This window comes from Nostocoides veronense, assembly GCF_039531185.1.
Taxonomy (GTDB): Bacteria; Actinomycetota; Actinomycetes; order Actinomycetales; family Dermatophilaceae; genus Nostocoides_A; species Nostocoides_A veronense.
Window position 1 is genome coordinate 1 of the sequence record NZ_BAAAPO010000061.1, and the last position, 16,866, is coordinate 16,866.

The window sequence follows — 16,866 nt, forward strand, 5'->3', positions numbered from 1 at the left end:
GAGCACGACACCAACGCTGATGGCTATTGATCAGCCCGGATGCCGAATTAACTCAGACACACCTCACCCCTTCGGCCCGCTGTAGCGGAAGACCTTGGGGTCGCGGAAGTTCGCCGAATCGCGATTGACCACCGGATTCCCGGCGTACTTGGTCCACGTCTTCCCGGCGTCCAAGCTGTATGCCAGCGACTGCGCCTGCTTGCCCGCGAGCGTCGGGTGCTTGTCGGTGTAGGCACTGGTGTAGATCGCCACCAGCGGCGGGTTCTGCCGGGTGCCGAAGCCGCTGGAGTTCGTCTTGTCGACGACGACGGATCCACTGAAGATGTCCTCGACACTTTGCCCGGCGTCGTTGAAGGTCTGCGGGATCGCGAGCGGCTGTTCGGTCCAGTGCATCAGGTCGCGCGAGGTGGCATGGCCCCAGCTCATATTTCCCCATCGGTCGCCGGAGGGGTTGTGCTGGAAGAAAAGGTGGTAGGTCCCCTTGTAGTAGACCAAGCCGTTCGGGTCGTTCATCCAGTTTTTGGCCGGCGTGAAGTGAACCGCTGGGCGGTAGGGCTCGCTGCCGAGCGGCTCGGCGCCCGATCCGGTGATGGTGCTGGCGGCCATCGCGCAGGCCAAGGCTGCCGCGGCGGAGGTCCGCAGCACCGCATTCTTGTGTCGTGACATGTGCTCCCCTGGGGTGACATTCGCTGAACAACGTGGAGTTGTCAGATACCCCCGCGGGTAATATGACAACGTTGTCACCGATGAACGTATGTGATAGCTCACAGGTCTGTCGGATGGCATGACGTTAGCCGCAGGACCAACCCTGTGGTGCGCCACCGCCCAAGATTCCACCATTCGAGACGGTCGCGGCCGGTGCGGTGATTTACCTTCGTTCCAGACGTATCACCCGGCCAGTTTCTGTGGGCTGCGCACAAATACACTGCCGGGTATGCCGCGCCGAGCCAACCTGTCCGCCCGGACGCGGGGTCGGATCGCGGCCCGCACCGGGGACTTGGTGCGCGCGGCGGTGGCAGATATCGAGGCCCGGCACGGGTGGTATGCCGCCTTGTCCGCCCGCGATCGCGCGTCGGTGGCGTTGGTGGCGCATGGCGGGATTGAGAACTTCGTCGCTTGGCTCGCCGGCGATGAGGGCTCGGCCGCGCACGCGCAGGACATCTTCGATGCGGCGCCGCCGGAGTTGACGCGGTCGATCAGCCTCGCCCAGACCCTTGACCTCATTCGTTCGGTTGTCGATGTCGTCGAGGCGCAGGCGGCGCACTTGGTGGGCGAGCAGGCGGCGCCGGCGGTGCGCGAGGCGATGCTGCGCTACTCGCGCGATGTCGCCTTCGGCGCGGCGCACATATATGCCCGGGCCGCCGAGCAACGCGGGGCGTGGGACGCTCGCCTGGAGGCGCTCGTTGTGGACGCGATCCTTCGCGGCGACGCCGATGATGGGATGCAGAGTCGTGCCGCGGCGCTCGGGTGGGGCGCCACCGCCAAGGTCGCCGTCGTCGCGGGCACTCCCCCCGCGGCAACCGGGCCCGCCGGTGACCCGGCCTTCGTCCTGGACCACATCCACCGGACCGCAGCACGCCACGGACTTCAGGTCCTTGCGGCAATCCAGGCCGGACGGTTGATCGTCTTGATCGGCGACACGGCCGACGCGCTCGACGATGCCAAAGCGCTGCGGGAATGCTTCGGCGACGGGCCGATTGTCGTCGGGCCGACCGTGCCGCATCTCTTCGCGGCCGGCCGCTCCGCGAGAGCGGCGATCTCCGGACATACCGGCGCCGCGGCCTGGCCGGACGCCCCCCGCCCCGCCCGCTCCGACGACCTCCTCGCCGAGCGGGCGCTCATCGGCGATCTCCCAGCGCGCAACGCCCTGCGCTCACGCATCGTCGGCCCCCTCACCCAGATCAGCGGCGGCGACCTGATGCGCACGGCCACGGCATACCTCGAAACGGGGCGCAGCATCGAGGCCACCGCCCGGGCCCTCTTCGTTCATGCGAACACGGTCCGCTACCGCCTGGCCCGCATCGCCGAACTCACCGGCTACGACCTGAGCGACCCGCACGATGCGGACACCGTCCACCTCGCCGTCCGTCTCGAACGGCTCAAGGACGCGGCGGCAGCCACCCCCCGTTGACTTGGAGGAAACCTCCAAAAACAGTCCAGGAAATTGGCGGTCGATTCAGCGCGCACGGCGGCGGCCGATACGCCACGCTAGAAGGGTGCTAGCCATCGTGTGCCCCGGACAGGGCTCCCAAACGCCCGGCTTCCTCACCCCCTGGCTCGAACTGCCCGGTGTGCGCGAGCGGGCCGAGCAGATGGCCGCGGCCACCGGCATCGACCTGATCGCCCACGGCACCGTCTCCGACGAGGAGACGATCAAGGACACCGCCGTTGCGCAGCCGCTCATCGTCGCGGCCGGCCTGCTCACCTTGCCTGCCGTCGTTGGCGATGCGGGCGTCACGGTCGCGGACTTCTTGGCCGGTCATTCGGTCGGCGAGATCACCGCTGCAGCCGGCGCCGGAGTGCTCCAGGAAGCGGACGCCGTCGCCTTCGTGGCCAAGCGTGGAGCGGGTATGGCCGCCGCGAGCGCCATCACCCCGACCGGCATGAGCGCCGTGCTCGGCGGGAGTCCGGCCGAGGTCGTGGCCCGCCTTGAGGAGTGCGGGCTGACTCCAGCCAATATGAATGGCGCCGGGCAGGTCGTCGCCGCCGGAACGATGGGGCAGCTTGCCGAACTGGCGGCCAACCCGCCGGCCAAGGCCCGCGTCATACCCCTGAAGGTCGCCGGCGCCTTCCACACCGGCCATATGTCGCCCGCCGTCGCCGACCTCGCCGCCTTCGCCGAGGGCCTGAGCGCCGGCACCCCCACCGTGCCGGTGGTGTCCAATGCGGATGGTGGCGCATTGACCGACGGCGAGGACATTCTGGCCCGCCTCGTCACCCAAGTGACCAACCCGGTGCGCTGGGATCTGTGCATGGAAACCTTTGTTGCACAAGGGGTTACCGGTCTCATCGAACTGGCCCCGGCTGGCACGCTCGTCGGCCTTGCCAAGCGAGGCATGAAAGGCGTCGAGACGCTCGCGGTCAAAACACCGGACGACCTCGACGCTGCCGCAGCCCTCATTGCCGCCCACTCCCACTCCGCCTGAAAGGTTGACGCCCGTGACCGTCTCACCCAAGGGGACCGGCACCATCACCGGCGCGACCGGTGCCCCGGGCTCGCGCATTCTCGGCGTCGGCGGCTACCGCCCCGAGCGCGTCGTGCACAACAGCGAGCTCGTGGCGGCCATCGACTCCTCCGATGAGTGGATCCAGGAGCGCTCCGGGATCGTGAGCCGACGGTATGCCGCCCCCGACGAGAGCGTCGTCGACATGGCCGAGCACGCGGCCCGGCAGGCAATCGAGAACTCCGGACTCGACCTCGCGGCCATCGACACCGTGCTGGTTGCCACCGTGACCCACCCCTACCAAACCCCGGCGGCCGCGCCGATCCTCGCGGACCGCCTCGGGCTGCGCTGCGCGGCCTTCGACATCTCCGCGGCCTGCGCCGGCTACTGCTATGGCGTCGGCATCGCCTCCGACCTGGTCAAGGGCGGCTCGGCCAATAACGTCCTGATCGTCGGCGTCGAAAAGCTCTCGGACTGGACCGATTACAGCGACCGCGGCTCGGCCTTCATCTTCGGCGATGGCGCCGGAGCGGCAATCGTCGGACGCAGCGACCGGCCGGGCATCGGCCCCACGATCTGGGGGTCCGAAGGTGATGAATGGCAGGCGATCATGCAGCGCGAGTCGTGGGTGGAGTTCCGGGAGCACCCGGACGGCCGCGAATTTCCTGCGCTCACGATGCAAGGCCAGAAGGTCTTTCGCTGGGCAGTGTGGGGTATGGCGCCCGTCGCCCACCGTGCCCTCGAAGCCGCTGGCGTGCGCCCCGAGGACCTCGACGCCTTCATCCCGCACCAGGCGAATATGCGGATCATCGACGCGATGCTCAAGCAGCTGAAATTGCCTGCGGACATCCCCGTCGCCCGCGACATCCACGAGACGGCCAACACCTCGGCCGCCTCCATCCCACTTGCCACCGAGCGCATGCTGCGCGAGGGCATCGTCCCAAGCGGCGGCCTGGCCCTGCAGATCGGCTTCGGCGCCGGCCTGGTGTATGCCGCGCAGGTCATCGAATTGCCTTAGGGCACAAGAGTTCCCGGGTGGTCCACGGGTCAATCGGGCCGAACTTCCACCGAGAAAAAGGAGAGCACCATGGCTCAGACCGAGCAGGAGATCCTCGAGGGTCTCGCGAACATCGTCAACGAAGAGACCGGTGTCGACGTCGCCGACGTCCAGCTGGACAAGTCCTTCACTGACGACCTCGACATCGACTCGCTGTCGATGATGACGATCGTCGTCAACGCCGAAGAGGCCTTCGGTGTCCGCATCCCCGACGACGAGGTCAAGAACCTCAGCACCGTCGGCGATGCCGTCACGTTCATCAAGAACGCCCAGGGCTGAGCCCTCGTCCGCCGGCGGCGCCGCGCCCCCGAAAAGGTGCGGCGCCCGCCGGACCGGGCCACCCGGCATACCCGCGGCCCACCCCGACGCACCCCCAGCCCGCACCAGCGAAGGAGTCCCCCATGAGCTCACGAGATGTCAAGGTCGTCGTCACCGGTCTCGGTGTGACCACACCCGTCGGTGGCGATGTGCCGTCCACGTGGGAGGCGATCCTCGCGGGCCGCAGCGGTATTCGCACGCTGGAAGAGGACTGGGTGGCGAAGTACGAGCTGCCGGTGACCTTCGGTGGTCGCCTGGCCGTCCCGGCCGACCAGGTACTGACCAAGGTCGAAGTGCGCCGCCTCGACCCGAATGCGCAGTACGCGATGATCGCCAGCCGCGAGGCCTGGCAGGACGCGGGCGCTCCCGATGTCGACCCGTTGCGTCTGGGCTGCGTGATCGGCACCGGCATCGGCGGTGTCTGGACGCTGCTGGATCAGTGGGACAACCTGCGCGAGAAGGGCCCGCGCCGGGTCTTCCCGCTGGCGGTCCCGATGCTCATGCCGAACTCCGCGTCCGGCAATGTCTCGCTCGACCTCGGCGCGCGGGCGGGCGCGCATACGGCCGTGTCGGCCTGCGCCTCCGGCGCCGAATCCATGGGCCTGGCCGCGGAGATGATCCGCTCCGGCCGCGCCGATATCGTCGTCGCCGGCGGCACTGAGGGCGCGATGCACCCGCTGTGTTTCGCAGGTTTCGCCGCGATGCAGGCCCTCTCGAAGCGCAATGACGACCCGGCGCACGCGTCCCGGCCGTATGACGTGGACCGCGACGGTTTCGTCATGGGTGAGGGCGCTGCTGTCATGGTCTTGGAGTCGGAGGAGTCTGCTCGGGCCCGCGGCGCGCGGATCTATGCCGAGTTCGCCGGCCTCGGGATGAGCGCCGACTCCCACCACATCGCCGCTCCCGAGCCCGAGGGCGCGGGCGCCTCCCGCGCGATGATCGAGGCGCTGGAGCGGGCGGGCGTGTCGCCGTCCGATGTCTGCCATGTCAACGCGCACGCCACCTCCACGCCCGTCGGCGATGTGGCCGAGGCCAATGCGATCCGCCGGGCCTTCGGCGACGCGGCCGACGGGATGGCGGTCAGCGCCACCAAGTCGATGACCGGCCACCTGCTCGGTGCGGCCGGGGCGCTCGAGGGCGTGCTCACCGTCCTGTCCGTGCACCACCGCGTCGCTCCGCCGACCATCAACATCGAGAACCTCGACCCCGAGGTCAACCTCGACGTCGTCCGCGACACCCCCCGCGACCTGCCCGCCGGCGATATCGTCGCGCTGAACAACTCCTTCGGCTTCGGCGGCCACAATGTCGCCCTGGCCATCAAGAACTACTGACGCCCGGCGCCGTCACGAGGTCTCGCCGCGGAGCGCTGACTTCGCAGCGGGGCATAGCTATTGCAGCGCTCGTCCGTGATTTGAGCGCTCCACCGCGAGAAGCGCGCCCCGACGGTGTCTAGCTGTATGCGGTCAGCCCACCTTGTGCAGCCAGCGCACGGGGGCGCCCTCGCCGGCATACCGAAAGATTTCGAGCTCGTCGTCCCAGGCGCGCGCAAGCTGGGACGCATCCGCGATCTCCTCGAGGACGGACCGAGCACGGCATACGACGTGATGACCCGGTTGTGGTTGCGCGGTGGCCAGGATCTCGACCTCGGGGCCACCCGCTTGGCAATGACCGAGACCGTCGCCTATCTGCGCCATCTGGCGGCCGCGGGGCTCGTGACCTGGGACGATAACGGTACCGGCGTGCGGCGCTGGCGGGCAGTGGACCGTGATGCCGCCGAGAAATCGACGACCGACAAGGGGTTGACATGACCGACCTATATGAGGACCAGAGCCCCGCCGGAGCGTCGTCAGTTCGGCCCGGACGGTTCGCGGCCGGGACGCGCGCGCGGCGGTGGTGGGTGATCGCCGGCGTGGTCGCTGTGATGGTGTTCGGCGGCGTGTGGGGCACCGGCGCCTTCGACAAGCTCTCCGGCGCCGCCTTCACCGACCCCACGAGCGAGAGCGTGCGGGCCAAGGAACTTCAGGACGCGACCTTCGGGCGGTCCGATGCCGACGTCATCTTGATCTACACCAGCCCGGACAAGACCGTCGACGACCCGGCCGTGTCGGCGGCCGTACGCCGCAGCTTGTCCGGTTTGCCGCGCGACCTCGTCGCGAAGTCCGTCGGCTACTACGACACGAAGGCCCCGGCGTTCGTCAGCCACGACCAGCGCTCGTCGTATGCAGTCCTGCAGCTGACGGGCGGCGACGACGACGCCCGCGAGGCGCAGTTCAAGAAGCTGCGGCCGACGCTCACCGTCCCCGGAATGACCGTGCGCACCGGTGGGGGCGCAGCGGTCAACCTCGACATCTCCGATCGGGTGGGCGCCGACATCGAGCGGGCTGAGCTCATCTCCCTTCCCCTCGTCCTGCTGCTGCTGACGCTCTATTTCCGCAATGTCTTCGCCGCGCTCATCCCGATGCTCGTGGGCGGCTTCGCGATCCTCGCGTCGTTCGTGCTGGTGCGCTTGATCCTGATGGTGACCGATGTCTCCGTCTTCGCGATCAACATCGTGACCCTGCTCGGCCTGGGTCTGGCGATCGACTACGGCCTCATTCTCGTCTCGCGATACCGGGAGGAACGGCGCAAGGGCCTCTCGCCACCGGACGCGAGTGCCACCATGCTGCGCACCGCCGGCCGCACGGTGGTCGTGTCGGGCATCACGGTGACGCTGGCGCTTCTGGGGCTCCTGCTCTTCCCCCAATCGTTCCTGCGCTCGATGGGGCTCGGCGGGATCGCCGCGGTCATCACCGCCGCCGTGGGGTCCCTCCTGGCCACCCCAGCGATGCTGGCCATCCTGGGCCGCCGTGTCGACCCCAGGCCCCAGGGCCGGCGCGGGGTTGCGCGAGAGGGCTTCTATCACCGGCTGGCCACCACCGTGATGGCGCGCCCGGTCGTGTGGATCCTCGGCGTCCTGGCCCTGCTGGCCGTCATCGCCTCCCCCGTGCGGCACCTGGAGTTCGGGGGGATCGACGAGAGGGCGCTGCCGCCGCAGTCGCCGAGCCGGGACGCGGCCGACTTCCTCTCGGCCAACTTCGACACGGCTGCCGAACCGCCGGCGTCCGTCGTCATTCGGGGTTCCGCCCAGGCGGCGCAGGCCTTCCGTCGTCAGGTCGAGCAGGTGCAAGGCGTGACCGATGTCGGCGACCTGCGCACCTCCGGCTCGGTGTCCGACTTCGACGTGACCTACGCGGGCGATCCCCTCGCGATGACATCGCGCGAGATCGTCTCGGCCATCCGTGACCTGCCCGTGCCCTCCGGGGCGACCCGGATGGTGAGCGGACCCACGGCGACCCTCATGGACCTGCTGAGCAGCCTGGCCCACACGCTGCCCTATCTCGTGCTCATCATGGTCGGCTCGATGTTCGTGCTGCTCCTGCTGGCCTTCCAGTCCGTGGTGTTGCCCATCAAGGCGGTCTTGATGAATATCGCGACCCTGACCGCCACGCTGGGCGCCGTCGTGTGGATCTTCCAGGAAGGTCACCTCGCCGACCAGCTCGCGTTCACGTCGACGGGCACCGTCGAGGCCACTCAGCCGATTCTCATGCTCGCCATCGCTTTCGGCCTATCGATGGACTACGAGGTGCTGATCTTGTCGCGCATCCGCGAGGAGTACGAGCGCACCCACGACAACACCGCCGCGGTGGCCCGCGGGCTGCAGAACTCCGCGTCCATCATCACCTGGGCGGCCGTCCTGCTCATCGTCGTCATCGGCGCCTTTTCCACATCCGGGGTCACCTTCATCAAGCTCATCGGCGTCGGCATGGTCGTGGCAATCGCCATCGACGCCACCCTGGTGCGCTCGATCCTGGTGCCGGCCACGATGCGCCTGCTGGGGGACGGCAACTGGTGGGTGCCCCGCCCGTTGCGCGGCGTGGTGCATCGGTTCGCCATCCGCGAGTGACCGCCCGCGGCACCTGAGCTATCGACCCCGCCGGCGGGGTCGAGGGTCTCGTGTCAGCCGACCTTGTGCAGCCAGCGGACCGGGGCGCCCTCACCGGCATACCGAAAGATTTCGAGCTCCTCGTCCCAGGCGGCGCCGAGTAGCTCCTCGAGCATGTCCGTCACGGCCTCATTGCTGCCCTGGGCGTAGAGGATGACCTCCTTGAGTCGCTCCTCATTGACCATGACATCGCCATTGGGCGCCATCCACGCGTGGTGCAGGCCGAGGGATGGCGTGTAGGACCAGCGCGAACCGTTGATGCCGGGGCTCGGCTCCTCGGTGACCTCGAAGCGGATGCCGGTGAAAGCCTTCAGGGCACTGGTGATCTTGGCGCCGGTGCCGGGCATGCCCGTCCACGAGATTTCCGCGCGCTTGAGCCCGTGGGCGGCCTGCTGCTCGATCCAATCGAGCACGACGCGGCCCCCGAGCACGCTTTCGAGCGCCCAGGTCAGATGTGGGCACAGCGCAGCAGGGGTCGAGTGGATGAACACGACCCCGCGCGTGGCACCACGCATAGGTGCGTACGACATCCCTGAACCTCCTGGTGTGCGGTGGACGTCTTCCCCAACGCCAACATGCGCACCACGGGTCACAGTGATCTCGTGCCGTCACATTGTGCCTCATCGACCGTGAGAGCACCAGATGGAGTCGCACAGCCTCGGCAGGCGCCATCTCACCACGCGTCATCCACTGGGGTGGGGCGACACGCCGAGTCGGACACACGGAGTGGGCAGGGGGTGTTGCATCGGTCGGCTGTTCGCCGCGAATGGCTACAGCTATGGCTACAGTCCCTCGCCGCCCGGCTTGATCAGATGTGGTTCCGATGCAGGTCAGGGTGGGTAGGGCGTGTCGGGCTTGAACCGACGACCGACGGATTATGAGTTACTACTTCACTGAGTCATACAGGTCGAACGGCACGCTTTGCCGCTCAGAACGTAGTCCTTGAACACGGGTGCACGTCGACAACTCGCTGTCGGTAGGCACGGATTTAGGCACGGAAACCCTTCGGCTGCGCGGGCGCATCCGCGCTCATCTGGCGTCATGGGCTCGCACGGTCGTCTGAGTCGGGGTGCCGGCGCCCTGCGTGCTGGCGGACACTGCGGACCCGGGCCCCGCACCGCGGGCAGATGTCCAGTCCGGACTGCTCGAGCCAGTCGAGCATTTTCGGCTCTAGCCAGAGGAGCCGCCCGCGGGTTCGTCGGCGTGGAACCGTGCTGACCCGAGGCGATCACCCAGTCAATGCCGGTCATGTCGAAACGGCCGGGGTGGCCGTAGCAGTAGCCGGAACACACCAGGTCCGACCCGCATATCGCGCCGTAGGCGTCATCCTCGTGGACGTCGTGCCCGCACTCGTAGCAGAACCCCCAACCGTCGAACTCCTGATAGCACGCAGCGATACCGCCGATCGGGAACTGTGCGGCGGTCGGGTCGTGGATCGTACCGTCCGGGCCTGCCGCCCACCAGTGGGCTTGCGCGCCCCACTGCGGGTCGTGGTACCAGCCGCGAACCAGCCGCAGCGACGGGTCAGCGGCAACCAGGTCTGAGCGGCCTGCTGACAGGCGCCGCGCAACGCCGGGTCGAACGCCATCAAAGGGGCTCATCCCAATCGAGAGTGGAGTAGGGGTCTGAGGCCGCCGGTCTCGAGGAGTGATCGGGCGATGTAGTCGGTGAGGTTGCGGAAGCCGAGAGCTGAGCCGCGCAGGTGTTCCAGGCGGCCGTTGATCGCCTCGCTCGGGCCGTTGCTGGTGCCGGGCCGGTCGAAGAACGCGAGGATGTCGGCGGCTCGCTTGGTCAAGGTCCGCCCGAGCCGCTGCAGCTCAACCAGGGCTTTGGGGACACCCTCGCGCAGGCTGTCGATCAGGGCGGTCATCGCGTCCTTGGCCGCGGGCTCGGTCGGGCTCGCGGTAGGCGATTATCATCCGTTGACAGACCCCCCAGGTGGCTTCGACCTCGACATGCTGGTCGTCGGTGAACAGCCGGATCAGGCGTTCGCGTTGCCGGTCGGGGGCGAGCCCGGTAGAGCGGTCGCCGGCGAGACCGCGGTGGCCGTGTCGTTCTTGTTGCACGCGGCGGCGGCACCGGTCGAGGGCGTCGCCGCCGAGTCGGACGACGTGGAAGCGGGTCCATCACCGCGACCGCCGTCGGGAGCTCTTCGGCGGCGGCGGTCTTGAACCCGGTGAACCCGTCCATCGCGACCACTTCCACTCGGTCGCGCCAGGCCTGGGGACGTTGGGTGAGCCCGGTCTTGAACGCGGCCTTGGAGCGTCCGTCGACCATGTCCAGCAGCCGGGCTCGGCCGGTGCCGTCGCGGATCGGGGTGAGGTCGATGAGCACGGCCCTGGCAGCCGCAGCGGCGACAGCACTGTTCATCGTCGACCACCCGGCAGGCCAGCACCGCACGATCCGGCTCCACCCGCTGCCCGGTCACCACTAAACCAAGGCCGTCCAACCGGCAGAACGTCGTCAAATCGGGTGCAGCGAAGGTACCGTCAGCATGTCTGGGGGTCCCCCCTCTGGGGGAGGTCTTCCCAGTGGGCAGTGTCGGAACTCCCATCATCGGAAGACATCGACACCAACCCAGGACCGACGCGCCGACCCCGGACCCACTCTGCTTTGGGAAGAACCCGTCAAGGCCCAGGCAGCACACGGTGGGCTCGCGCATCGTCGAGATCCTCGATGAGCAGGGTGTCAGAGTCTTCCGGTCCTCGCGGACCTCGACCCCACCCACGCTCGACCAACCCGTCGGCGCGTCGTGCTCACCCGACCTTCACGTACGAGGAGCCGGATTGGCACGCTTCCAACCAGGTATTGGGTCTTGACGGCACAGGGGCTGAGCCCTACACTCCGAGAATGGACTCACCACGTAGGGCCTGTAGTCCTCTTGCAGCAATCACCGTCCTGCTTGGGCAGGGATTCGTCACCGCCCCGAGCTTCGCGGACTCGGGTCGTCGTGGCCCTGATTGCCCAACCCCGGCGAGGTGATCTACTCGATCAAGTCTGTAAGCCAACCCAGGGGGCTCACGCATTTTGAACGATTCTACAATGGATCGGGAGAGACGCAAACTCAGACTTTCTCTGTGGATCGGCAAGACCAGTGGACCTCGACCGTGTCAACTAGCTATGGAGGAGGAGCAAGCTCGGGCATGGTTATAGTCAAGCTCGAGTCTTCCGTAGGCCGCGACTTGGCTAATGCCGGAAGTAAGACCTATGGGAGCAGCGTCTCGGTGACAGCCAGTTTGGGCAGTGGCAAGTACCTCGTCGGCTACCGGGGTAGCATCGAAGCTAGTGGAACCTGGATGAAGCAGACGTGTACGACATCCAGCGGCTTGGTAACGAGCGCAAGTGGCTCTGTCTTCACGTGGCAAACTCCCGAGACAGGTACCCAGCGGTGCGATCTGTCGGCCCCGAGTGGAAGCTTGGCGGCCTTGGCGAAATCATACGCTTGCTGATCCCTAGTTGAGTCTACGTCTAGAGGTGGGGTGTTACTCATTAGGCGCTCACCGCTCTTCACCGCAACTATCGTCATTCTTAGCGTTGCGACAGGGTGTTCGAATTCCTCAGGAGACTCAGAGACTCTAGAGCCCAAGCCCAACCCATCGGCGTCTTCCCCTCCTTCCACGTCGGGATCCTCAACTTCGTGTTCACCGCGCTTCGACGAAGTCTCGGCTAAAGCCGGCAACTTCGTTGTCACCTCGATCGCCAGTGCCGCCGCGGGACTGGAGCCCAGGTTGCTGCTGGATGAGCCCGTGGTCCCCAAGATCGTCATTCGTGAGGCAGTGGACGACGAGACAAGGTCCCGCATTCGGACAGCAATCTCAACGGTTGTTCCACCCGACAGGCTCGAACCTTCTCCTTCAGGCGCGAAGGCTGTTGAATACATACGCAGCATGAACCCCGGGCTTCAGGGGGAAGGTTACGCTTATACGGCAGTGAGGACAAGTAGGACTGACGCCGTAGCCAATTGCTATGCTGGCGAGCCAGTCCAGGTTACAGTCGATACGTGGGACCTAGTTGAGACTGGCCTGGTTGCCTGCGGTGTTGATCCCGGCGCAAACGACGTGGCGCGAAGCGTATGGCTAAAGAATTGCTAAGAAGTTCGACAGGAGCAGACATTCGACCCGACGCACGGCCGTCCCCTTATCCCTGATCCAGCGACGCCTGATGGCGCCGGCGTTGATTGACCGCTTCGGCTGGTGAGGGTTCGGCCGAGGGTCGCTGATGCGTGGCGCGCCAGCCGGTCTGTCCGGCTCGTTCACGGCTCCTCCCAAAGCGGCTCTTCACCGTTGAGCGTGGGGTGACCACGTGAGCCCGCCGCCGATGAGGAGCATGCGGAGGCGGTAGTTTTCGAGGTTGCGGAAGCCGCGGGCGATGCGTCGGTGGAGTTCGATGAGGCCGTTCATGGCTTCGGTGCCGCCGTTGCTGGCGCCGTCGGTGTCGAAGTAGCCAAGGAACTCGGTCCGCCAGGTCGTGAGGGTCTTGCCCAGCCGGGCGATCTCCGGGATCGGGCATGAGGCGAAGGAGTCGAGGACCTTCTCGGCGATGACGCGTCCGGCGGCGTGGCTGGGCTGGTGGTAGCAGTCTCGGACCTGTTGGGCGCACTGCCAGGCGACTTCGACCTCGAGGTGTCGGTCGTCGTCGGCCCACGCCGCAGCGAGTCGGGCGCGTTGCCGGTCGGTGAGGTTCTCCTGGCCGGCGCGCAGGATGTTCCGGATCCGGTAGAGAGGGTCGTTCTTGCGGCCGCGGTGGCCCGTGGATCTCTTGCTGGACGCGTCGCCGCACCTCGTCGACGACCGTGCGTGGCGAGGTGAGGTCGGCCCGGGGCGCGGTGACAGTGTTGCCGACTGTCCCGTTTCCCCGGGCCGCCTCCCGAACCGGGCGTGCGGCTTGCACCGCACCCGGCTCTCCACGAGTCCGTGCCGAGGTCGAACCGTTAGGCGAGTTGGGCGAGGGCGGCCCAGCGGGAGCGGGTGTCGCCGCGGTATCGGTAGCGGGTGACCGTCACCGATGCCGGGTCGAACAGTGTTGTTTCCCCGTCGCGGGGCCACCAGCCGGTGGGCCCGTATCGTCGCCGGAGGGCCTTCCACCCCGTCTTGCGGTGTTTGTTCCGCAGCCATCGGATGACCCGGTTCCACGTGTAGTGGCGTAGGTGTCCGAAGGTGGCCTTGGCTACCGCGTGACGGAAGTAGGCCGTCCAGCCCCGTGGCACCGGATTGAGCTGGCGCAGCAGGTCGCCTAATGCGTGGTTCGTGCCTTGTTTCGTGATCGCCTTGACCTTGCGGCGGATCGAGGCCACCGACTTCTTGGCCGCGAAGGTATAGACGTATCGCTTTCCGGTGCCCGGCTTCCGGTGCCGCTGGATGCGGAAGCCAAGGAAGTCGGACCCGTCATCGATGTGGACCACGGTGGTCTTCTCCGGCGACAGCCGCAGCCCGATAGGGGCCAGGATGTCGCTGACCTGCTCGCGCAAGGCCTCGGCGTGCTCCCGGGTGCCGGACACCAGGACCACGAAGTCGTCGGCGTAGCGCACCAGGCGGTACACCGGCAGGCCGTGGCGGCGTCGGCGGGAACGGTCGACCCGGGTCGGGCTGATGGCAGCCCAAACCCGGGCGAAGTGCTCATCGAGCACTTCCAGGGCGATATTGGCGGGCAGTGGGGAGAGGATCCCGCCCTGCGGGGTGCCGGTGTTCGACTCGCGGTGGACCTGGTCCTCGCTGAGGATCCCGGCCTTGAGGAACGCTTTGATCAAGGCCAGGACTCGCTTGTCCCTGACCCGGCGACGCACCCGGCCCAGCAGGGCCGTGTGGTCGATCTCGTCGAAGCATGCCGTGATGTCTCCTTCGAAGACCCACTCATAGGAGCGGGAGGCGAACATCTGAACTTCGGCGACCGCGTCCCATGCCCGCCGCCGGGGTCGAAACCCGTAGGAGGAAGGGTGGAAGTCGGCCTCGAAGATCGGCTCCAGCACCAGCATGAGACACGCCTGGACCACCCGGTCGGCCACGGTCGGGATCCCCAACCGCCGGTACTTGCCCGGCGACTTCGGGATCAACCGCTGCCGAACCGGCGCCGGGACGAACATCCCCGACTTGACCTGCTCACGCAGGCCGGTCAGGAACGCCGCCACCGTTGCTGGCCCCTCGGATGAGCCATCAAAGGTCGCACTTCTCAGCCTCAGACGGGAGGCAGAACTGCAAGTCGAGGTCGGTGGGTGCGGGACGGGTCCGGGATATCACCTTGCCGAACGTGGTGAACGTGGTCGTCGCGACCGGAAGCACGGCAATGAACTCTCCAGATGGCGACGAAACCATGTCTATCGTCCAGTGCACGGGGTCAGACCCCACCTGTCCACATCGGCGATCGCCGACGGGGTGTAGCGGCCATCGCCGACGATCCCCTTGAAAAAAGTGACGGTTCCATTGCCAAACGAGCGAGGACGAACGGGGCTGACCTGCGACTTTTTGGGTAGGGCGTGTCGGGCTTGAACCGACGACCGACGGATTATGAGTCCGCTGCTCTGACCGACTGAGCTAACGCCCCCTGCCCTCTCGCCGATGGGGCGATGGCGGCAACAGGCGGAGTCTACGAGCCCTCGCCGACTCCCAGGAAACTCACGGCTTAGCAAAGCCAGCGGAACCGGGTGATCTCGGGTAGCGTCCCTCCCGCAGTGAGCCACACCGGCTCCGGTGCCCTGCACGGTGGGGCACGACATACGGAAGGAAGATCACCCACAATGGGTTTTCTGGACGACGTGAAGGACGGCCTCGGGTTCGACTCCGAGGAAGAAAAGGCCAAGAAGGCCGCGGAGAAGGCGGCCGAAGAGGCCAAGGACCGCGCGGAAGAGGCGGGCAAGCAGGCCAAGGAAGCCGCGGACGCGAAGGCCAAGGCCGACGAGGCGCAGCGTAAGGCGGATGAGGCTGCTGGCCGCACGGCCCCGAAGTCGACCCCCGCCCCTGCCCCGGCGCCGGCCCCCGCGCCCGCTCCGGTCGAGCCCAAGGTGGCTCCCGCCCCCGACTACACCCACTCGGTCCCGCAGCCTGCCGACAACGCCCCTGCCGAGCCGGCTGCGGTGCCCGCGCCGCCGAAGGCCGACAAGCCCAAGGCCGCCCCCAAGCCGGCCGAGAAGCACGAGGACAAGGACGACGACTACCGCGTCTACACGGTCAAGTCGGGCGACACCCTCTCGGAGATCGGCGAGCGCTTCGGCGTTTCGTACATGAAGATCGCCAAGCTGAACAACATCAAGAATCCGGACCTGATCTACCCGGGCCAGAAGTTCAAGATCCCCAACGACTGACCAACTGATCCCTGCTTACGGGTCTGCCACACCATTACGGCACCCGAGGCAGCGGAGGGTCGGTGACGGGCGCGGTGAAGGGCAACTTTCGCCGCGCCCGTGTCTTTTGCCCGCGTGCCTTGGCGGGCCCGAATCTCGTTGTGATAGACCCAAACCGATGATCTCTCGCGTCCGCCCCCTCCTCACCGCAGCCGTATGCCTGCTCGCGGCCGGCTGCACCCCGCAGACCGTGCGGGAGACGGGTCCGCTTCGGGTGGGTATGGGCGTGGACCGGCCTGGCCTGGCCGTCCGGTCCGGTGATGGCTATGCCGGCCTCGACGTGGATGTCGCGAATTATGTCGCTGCGCGACTGCGCCGCGATGGGATCCGCATCGTCCCGACACCGCGGGCCCAGCGCGCGATGGTCCTGACCACCGGCCAGGTCGACATGGTGGTCTCGGGCTTCTCCGCGACACCCCATCGGGCCGAGCAGGTCACCTTCGCCGGCGCCTATCTCGTTGTCCACCAACGCCTTATGACGCGCGTCAGCAGCGCGATGACGCTGGATCGGGTGACGAGTCGACGCCTCTGCGCGGCATACGGCTCCACCGCCCAGGACTACATCGTCGAGAACTTGCCCGGGGTGCATCTGTTTGTGCAGGACAGCTATGCCGCGTGTATGGAGCGCCTCCTCGACCGGCGTGTCGACGGCGTCCTCGCCGATGATGTCGTGCTCACGGGCTATGCCGACCAGGCGGCATACGACTCCAAGGTCGTCATCAAGTCGGCCACCGCGGCCACCGAGACGTATGCGATCGGTCTGCCGAAGGGCGAGCTAACCCTCTGCCGGCAGGTCAATGAGGCCGTCGCGGACATGGTCGCGACGGGCGCGTGGCAGCGCAGTGTCGAGGCCCACCTGGCCCCGATGGGGTATGTCGTGGACAAGGCGGTCAATCCCCCGCCCCAGCAGCCGTGCGCCTGAGGCCGCGAGGTGCCGCGTCAGTCCCGTTGCCTCACGTCAAGATGCCCGCGTAGTTCGTTTCGTTGACTCATCGGGATTTGCCCGCGTATG

The 16,866-nt window shown here is 67.2% G+C and carries 10 protein-coding genes, 1 tRNA gene and 4 pseudogenes; 8 read left to right on the forward strand and 7 right to left on the reverse strand.

The genetic code is table 11. The annotated features are described in order from the left end of the window. Nucleotides 1–66: 66 nt before the first annotated feature. Nucleotides 67–606: pseudogene (locus tag ABD225_RS17420) on the reverse strand (glycoside hydrolase family 32 protein); the annotation flags it as partial. 328 nt (nt 607–934) lie between these two features. Between ABD225_RS17420 and ABD225_RS17425 the strand changes: the two are divergent. The 5 genes from ABD225_RS17425 (at nt 935) to fabF (ending at nt 5,870) form a co-directional block, all read left to right on the forward strand. Continuing rightward, on the forward strand, nt 935–2,131 hold the full coding sequence (locus ABD225_RS17425) for a helix-turn-helix domain-containing protein (protein ID WP_344088580.1): 1,197 nt from the start codon (nt 935–937) through the stop codon (nt 2,129–2,131). Nucleotides 2,132–2,216: 85 nt separating this feature from the next. Next, nucleotides 2,217–3,146, forward strand: coding sequence for an ACP S-malonyltransferase (locus ABD225_RS17430; protein WP_344088583.1), 930 nt, complete (start codon nt 2,217–2,219; stop codon nt 3,144–3,146). Nucleotides 3,147–3,159: 13 nt separating this feature from the next. Then, nucleotides 3,160–4,182 carry a beta-ketoacyl-ACP synthase III gene (locus ABD225_RS17435; protein WP_344088586.1) on the forward strand — a complete coding sequence of 341 codons (1,023 nt, stop codon included), beginning with the start codon at nt 3,160–3,162 and terminating at the stop codon, nt 4,180–4,182. Between the two features lie 69 nt (nt 4,183–4,251). Next, entirely contained in the window at nt 4,252–4,500 is a 249-nt protein-coding gene (locus ABD225_RS17440) for an acyl carrier protein (protein WP_344088589.1), read from the forward strand. A 122-nt stretch (nt 4,501–4,622) separates the two neighbouring features. Continuing rightward, complete coding sequence (gene fabF, locus ABD225_RS17445; protein WP_344088592.1) at nt 4,623–5,870, forward strand: beta-ketoacyl-ACP synthase II; 1,248 nt, start codon at nt 4,623–4,625, stop codon at nt 5,868–5,870. 132 nt (nt 5,871–6,002) lie between these two features. Here the strand turns inward: fabF and ABD225_RS17450 are convergent. Next, nucleotides 6,003–6,131, reverse strand: a pseudogene (locus ABD225_RS17450) (DUF3145 family protein); the annotation flags it as partial. Nucleotides 6,132–6,343: 212 nt separating this feature from the next. On the opposite strand from ABD225_RS17450, the gene ABD225_RS17455 reads away from it, so the two are divergent. Next, entirely contained in the window at nt 6,344–8,482 is a 2,139-nt protein-coding gene (locus ABD225_RS17455) for an MMPL family transporter (protein WP_344088595.1), read from the forward strand. A gap of 53 nt (nt 8,483–8,535) precedes the next feature. On the opposite strand, the gene ABD225_RS17460 is transcribed toward ABD225_RS17455, so the two are convergent. The 5 genes and pseudogenes from ABD225_RS17460 to ABD225_RS17480 all read right to left on the reverse strand — a co-directional run bounded on the left by ABD225_RS17460 (nt 8,536) and on the right by ABD225_RS17480 (nt 15,058). Continuing rightward, nucleotides 8,536–9,051, reverse strand: a complete 516-nt coding sequence (locus tag ABD225_RS17460) for a DUF3145 domain-containing protein (protein ID WP_344088598.1) — start codon at nt 9,049–9,051, stop codon at nt 8,536–8,538. A 1,067-nt stretch (nt 9,052–10,118) separates the two neighbouring features. Further along, a pseudogene (locus ABD225_RS17465) lies at nt 10,119–11,075 on the reverse strand (ISL3 family transposase). A gap of 1,723 nt (nt 11,076–12,798) precedes the next feature. Then, a pseudogene (locus ABD225_RS17470) lies at nt 12,799–13,312 on the reverse strand (ISL3 family transposase); the annotation flags it as partial. Between the two features lie 139 nt (nt 13,313–13,451). Further along, nucleotides 13,452–14,645, reverse strand: coding sequence for a group II intron reverse transcriptase/maturase (gene ltrA, locus ABD225_RS17475; RefSeq protein ID WP_344088601.1), 1,194 nt, complete (start codon nt 14,643–14,645; stop codon nt 13,452–13,454). A gap of 339 nt (nt 14,646–14,984) precedes the next feature. Then, nucleotides 14,985–15,058 (reverse strand) — tRNA-Ile (locus ABD225_RS17480). Nucleotides 15,059–15,251: 193 nt separating this feature from the next. On the opposite strand from ABD225_RS17480, the gene ABD225_RS17485 reads away from it, so the two are divergent. Together ABD225_RS17485 and ABD225_RS17490 are read left to right on the forward strand one after the other, a co-directional pair. After that, entirely contained in the window at nt 15,252–15,815 is a 564-nt protein-coding gene (locus ABD225_RS17485; RefSeq protein ID WP_344088605.1) for a LysM peptidoglycan-binding domain-containing protein, read from the forward strand. Between the two features lie 157 nt (nt 15,816–15,972). Further along, nucleotides 15,973–16,776: a transporter substrate-binding domain-containing protein gene (locus ABD225_RS17490; RefSeq protein WP_344088608.1), complete on the forward strand. Its 804-nt coding sequence runs from the start codon at nt 15,973–15,975 to the stop codon at nt 16,774–16,776. Nucleotides 16,777–16,866: the final 90 nt, after the last annotated feature.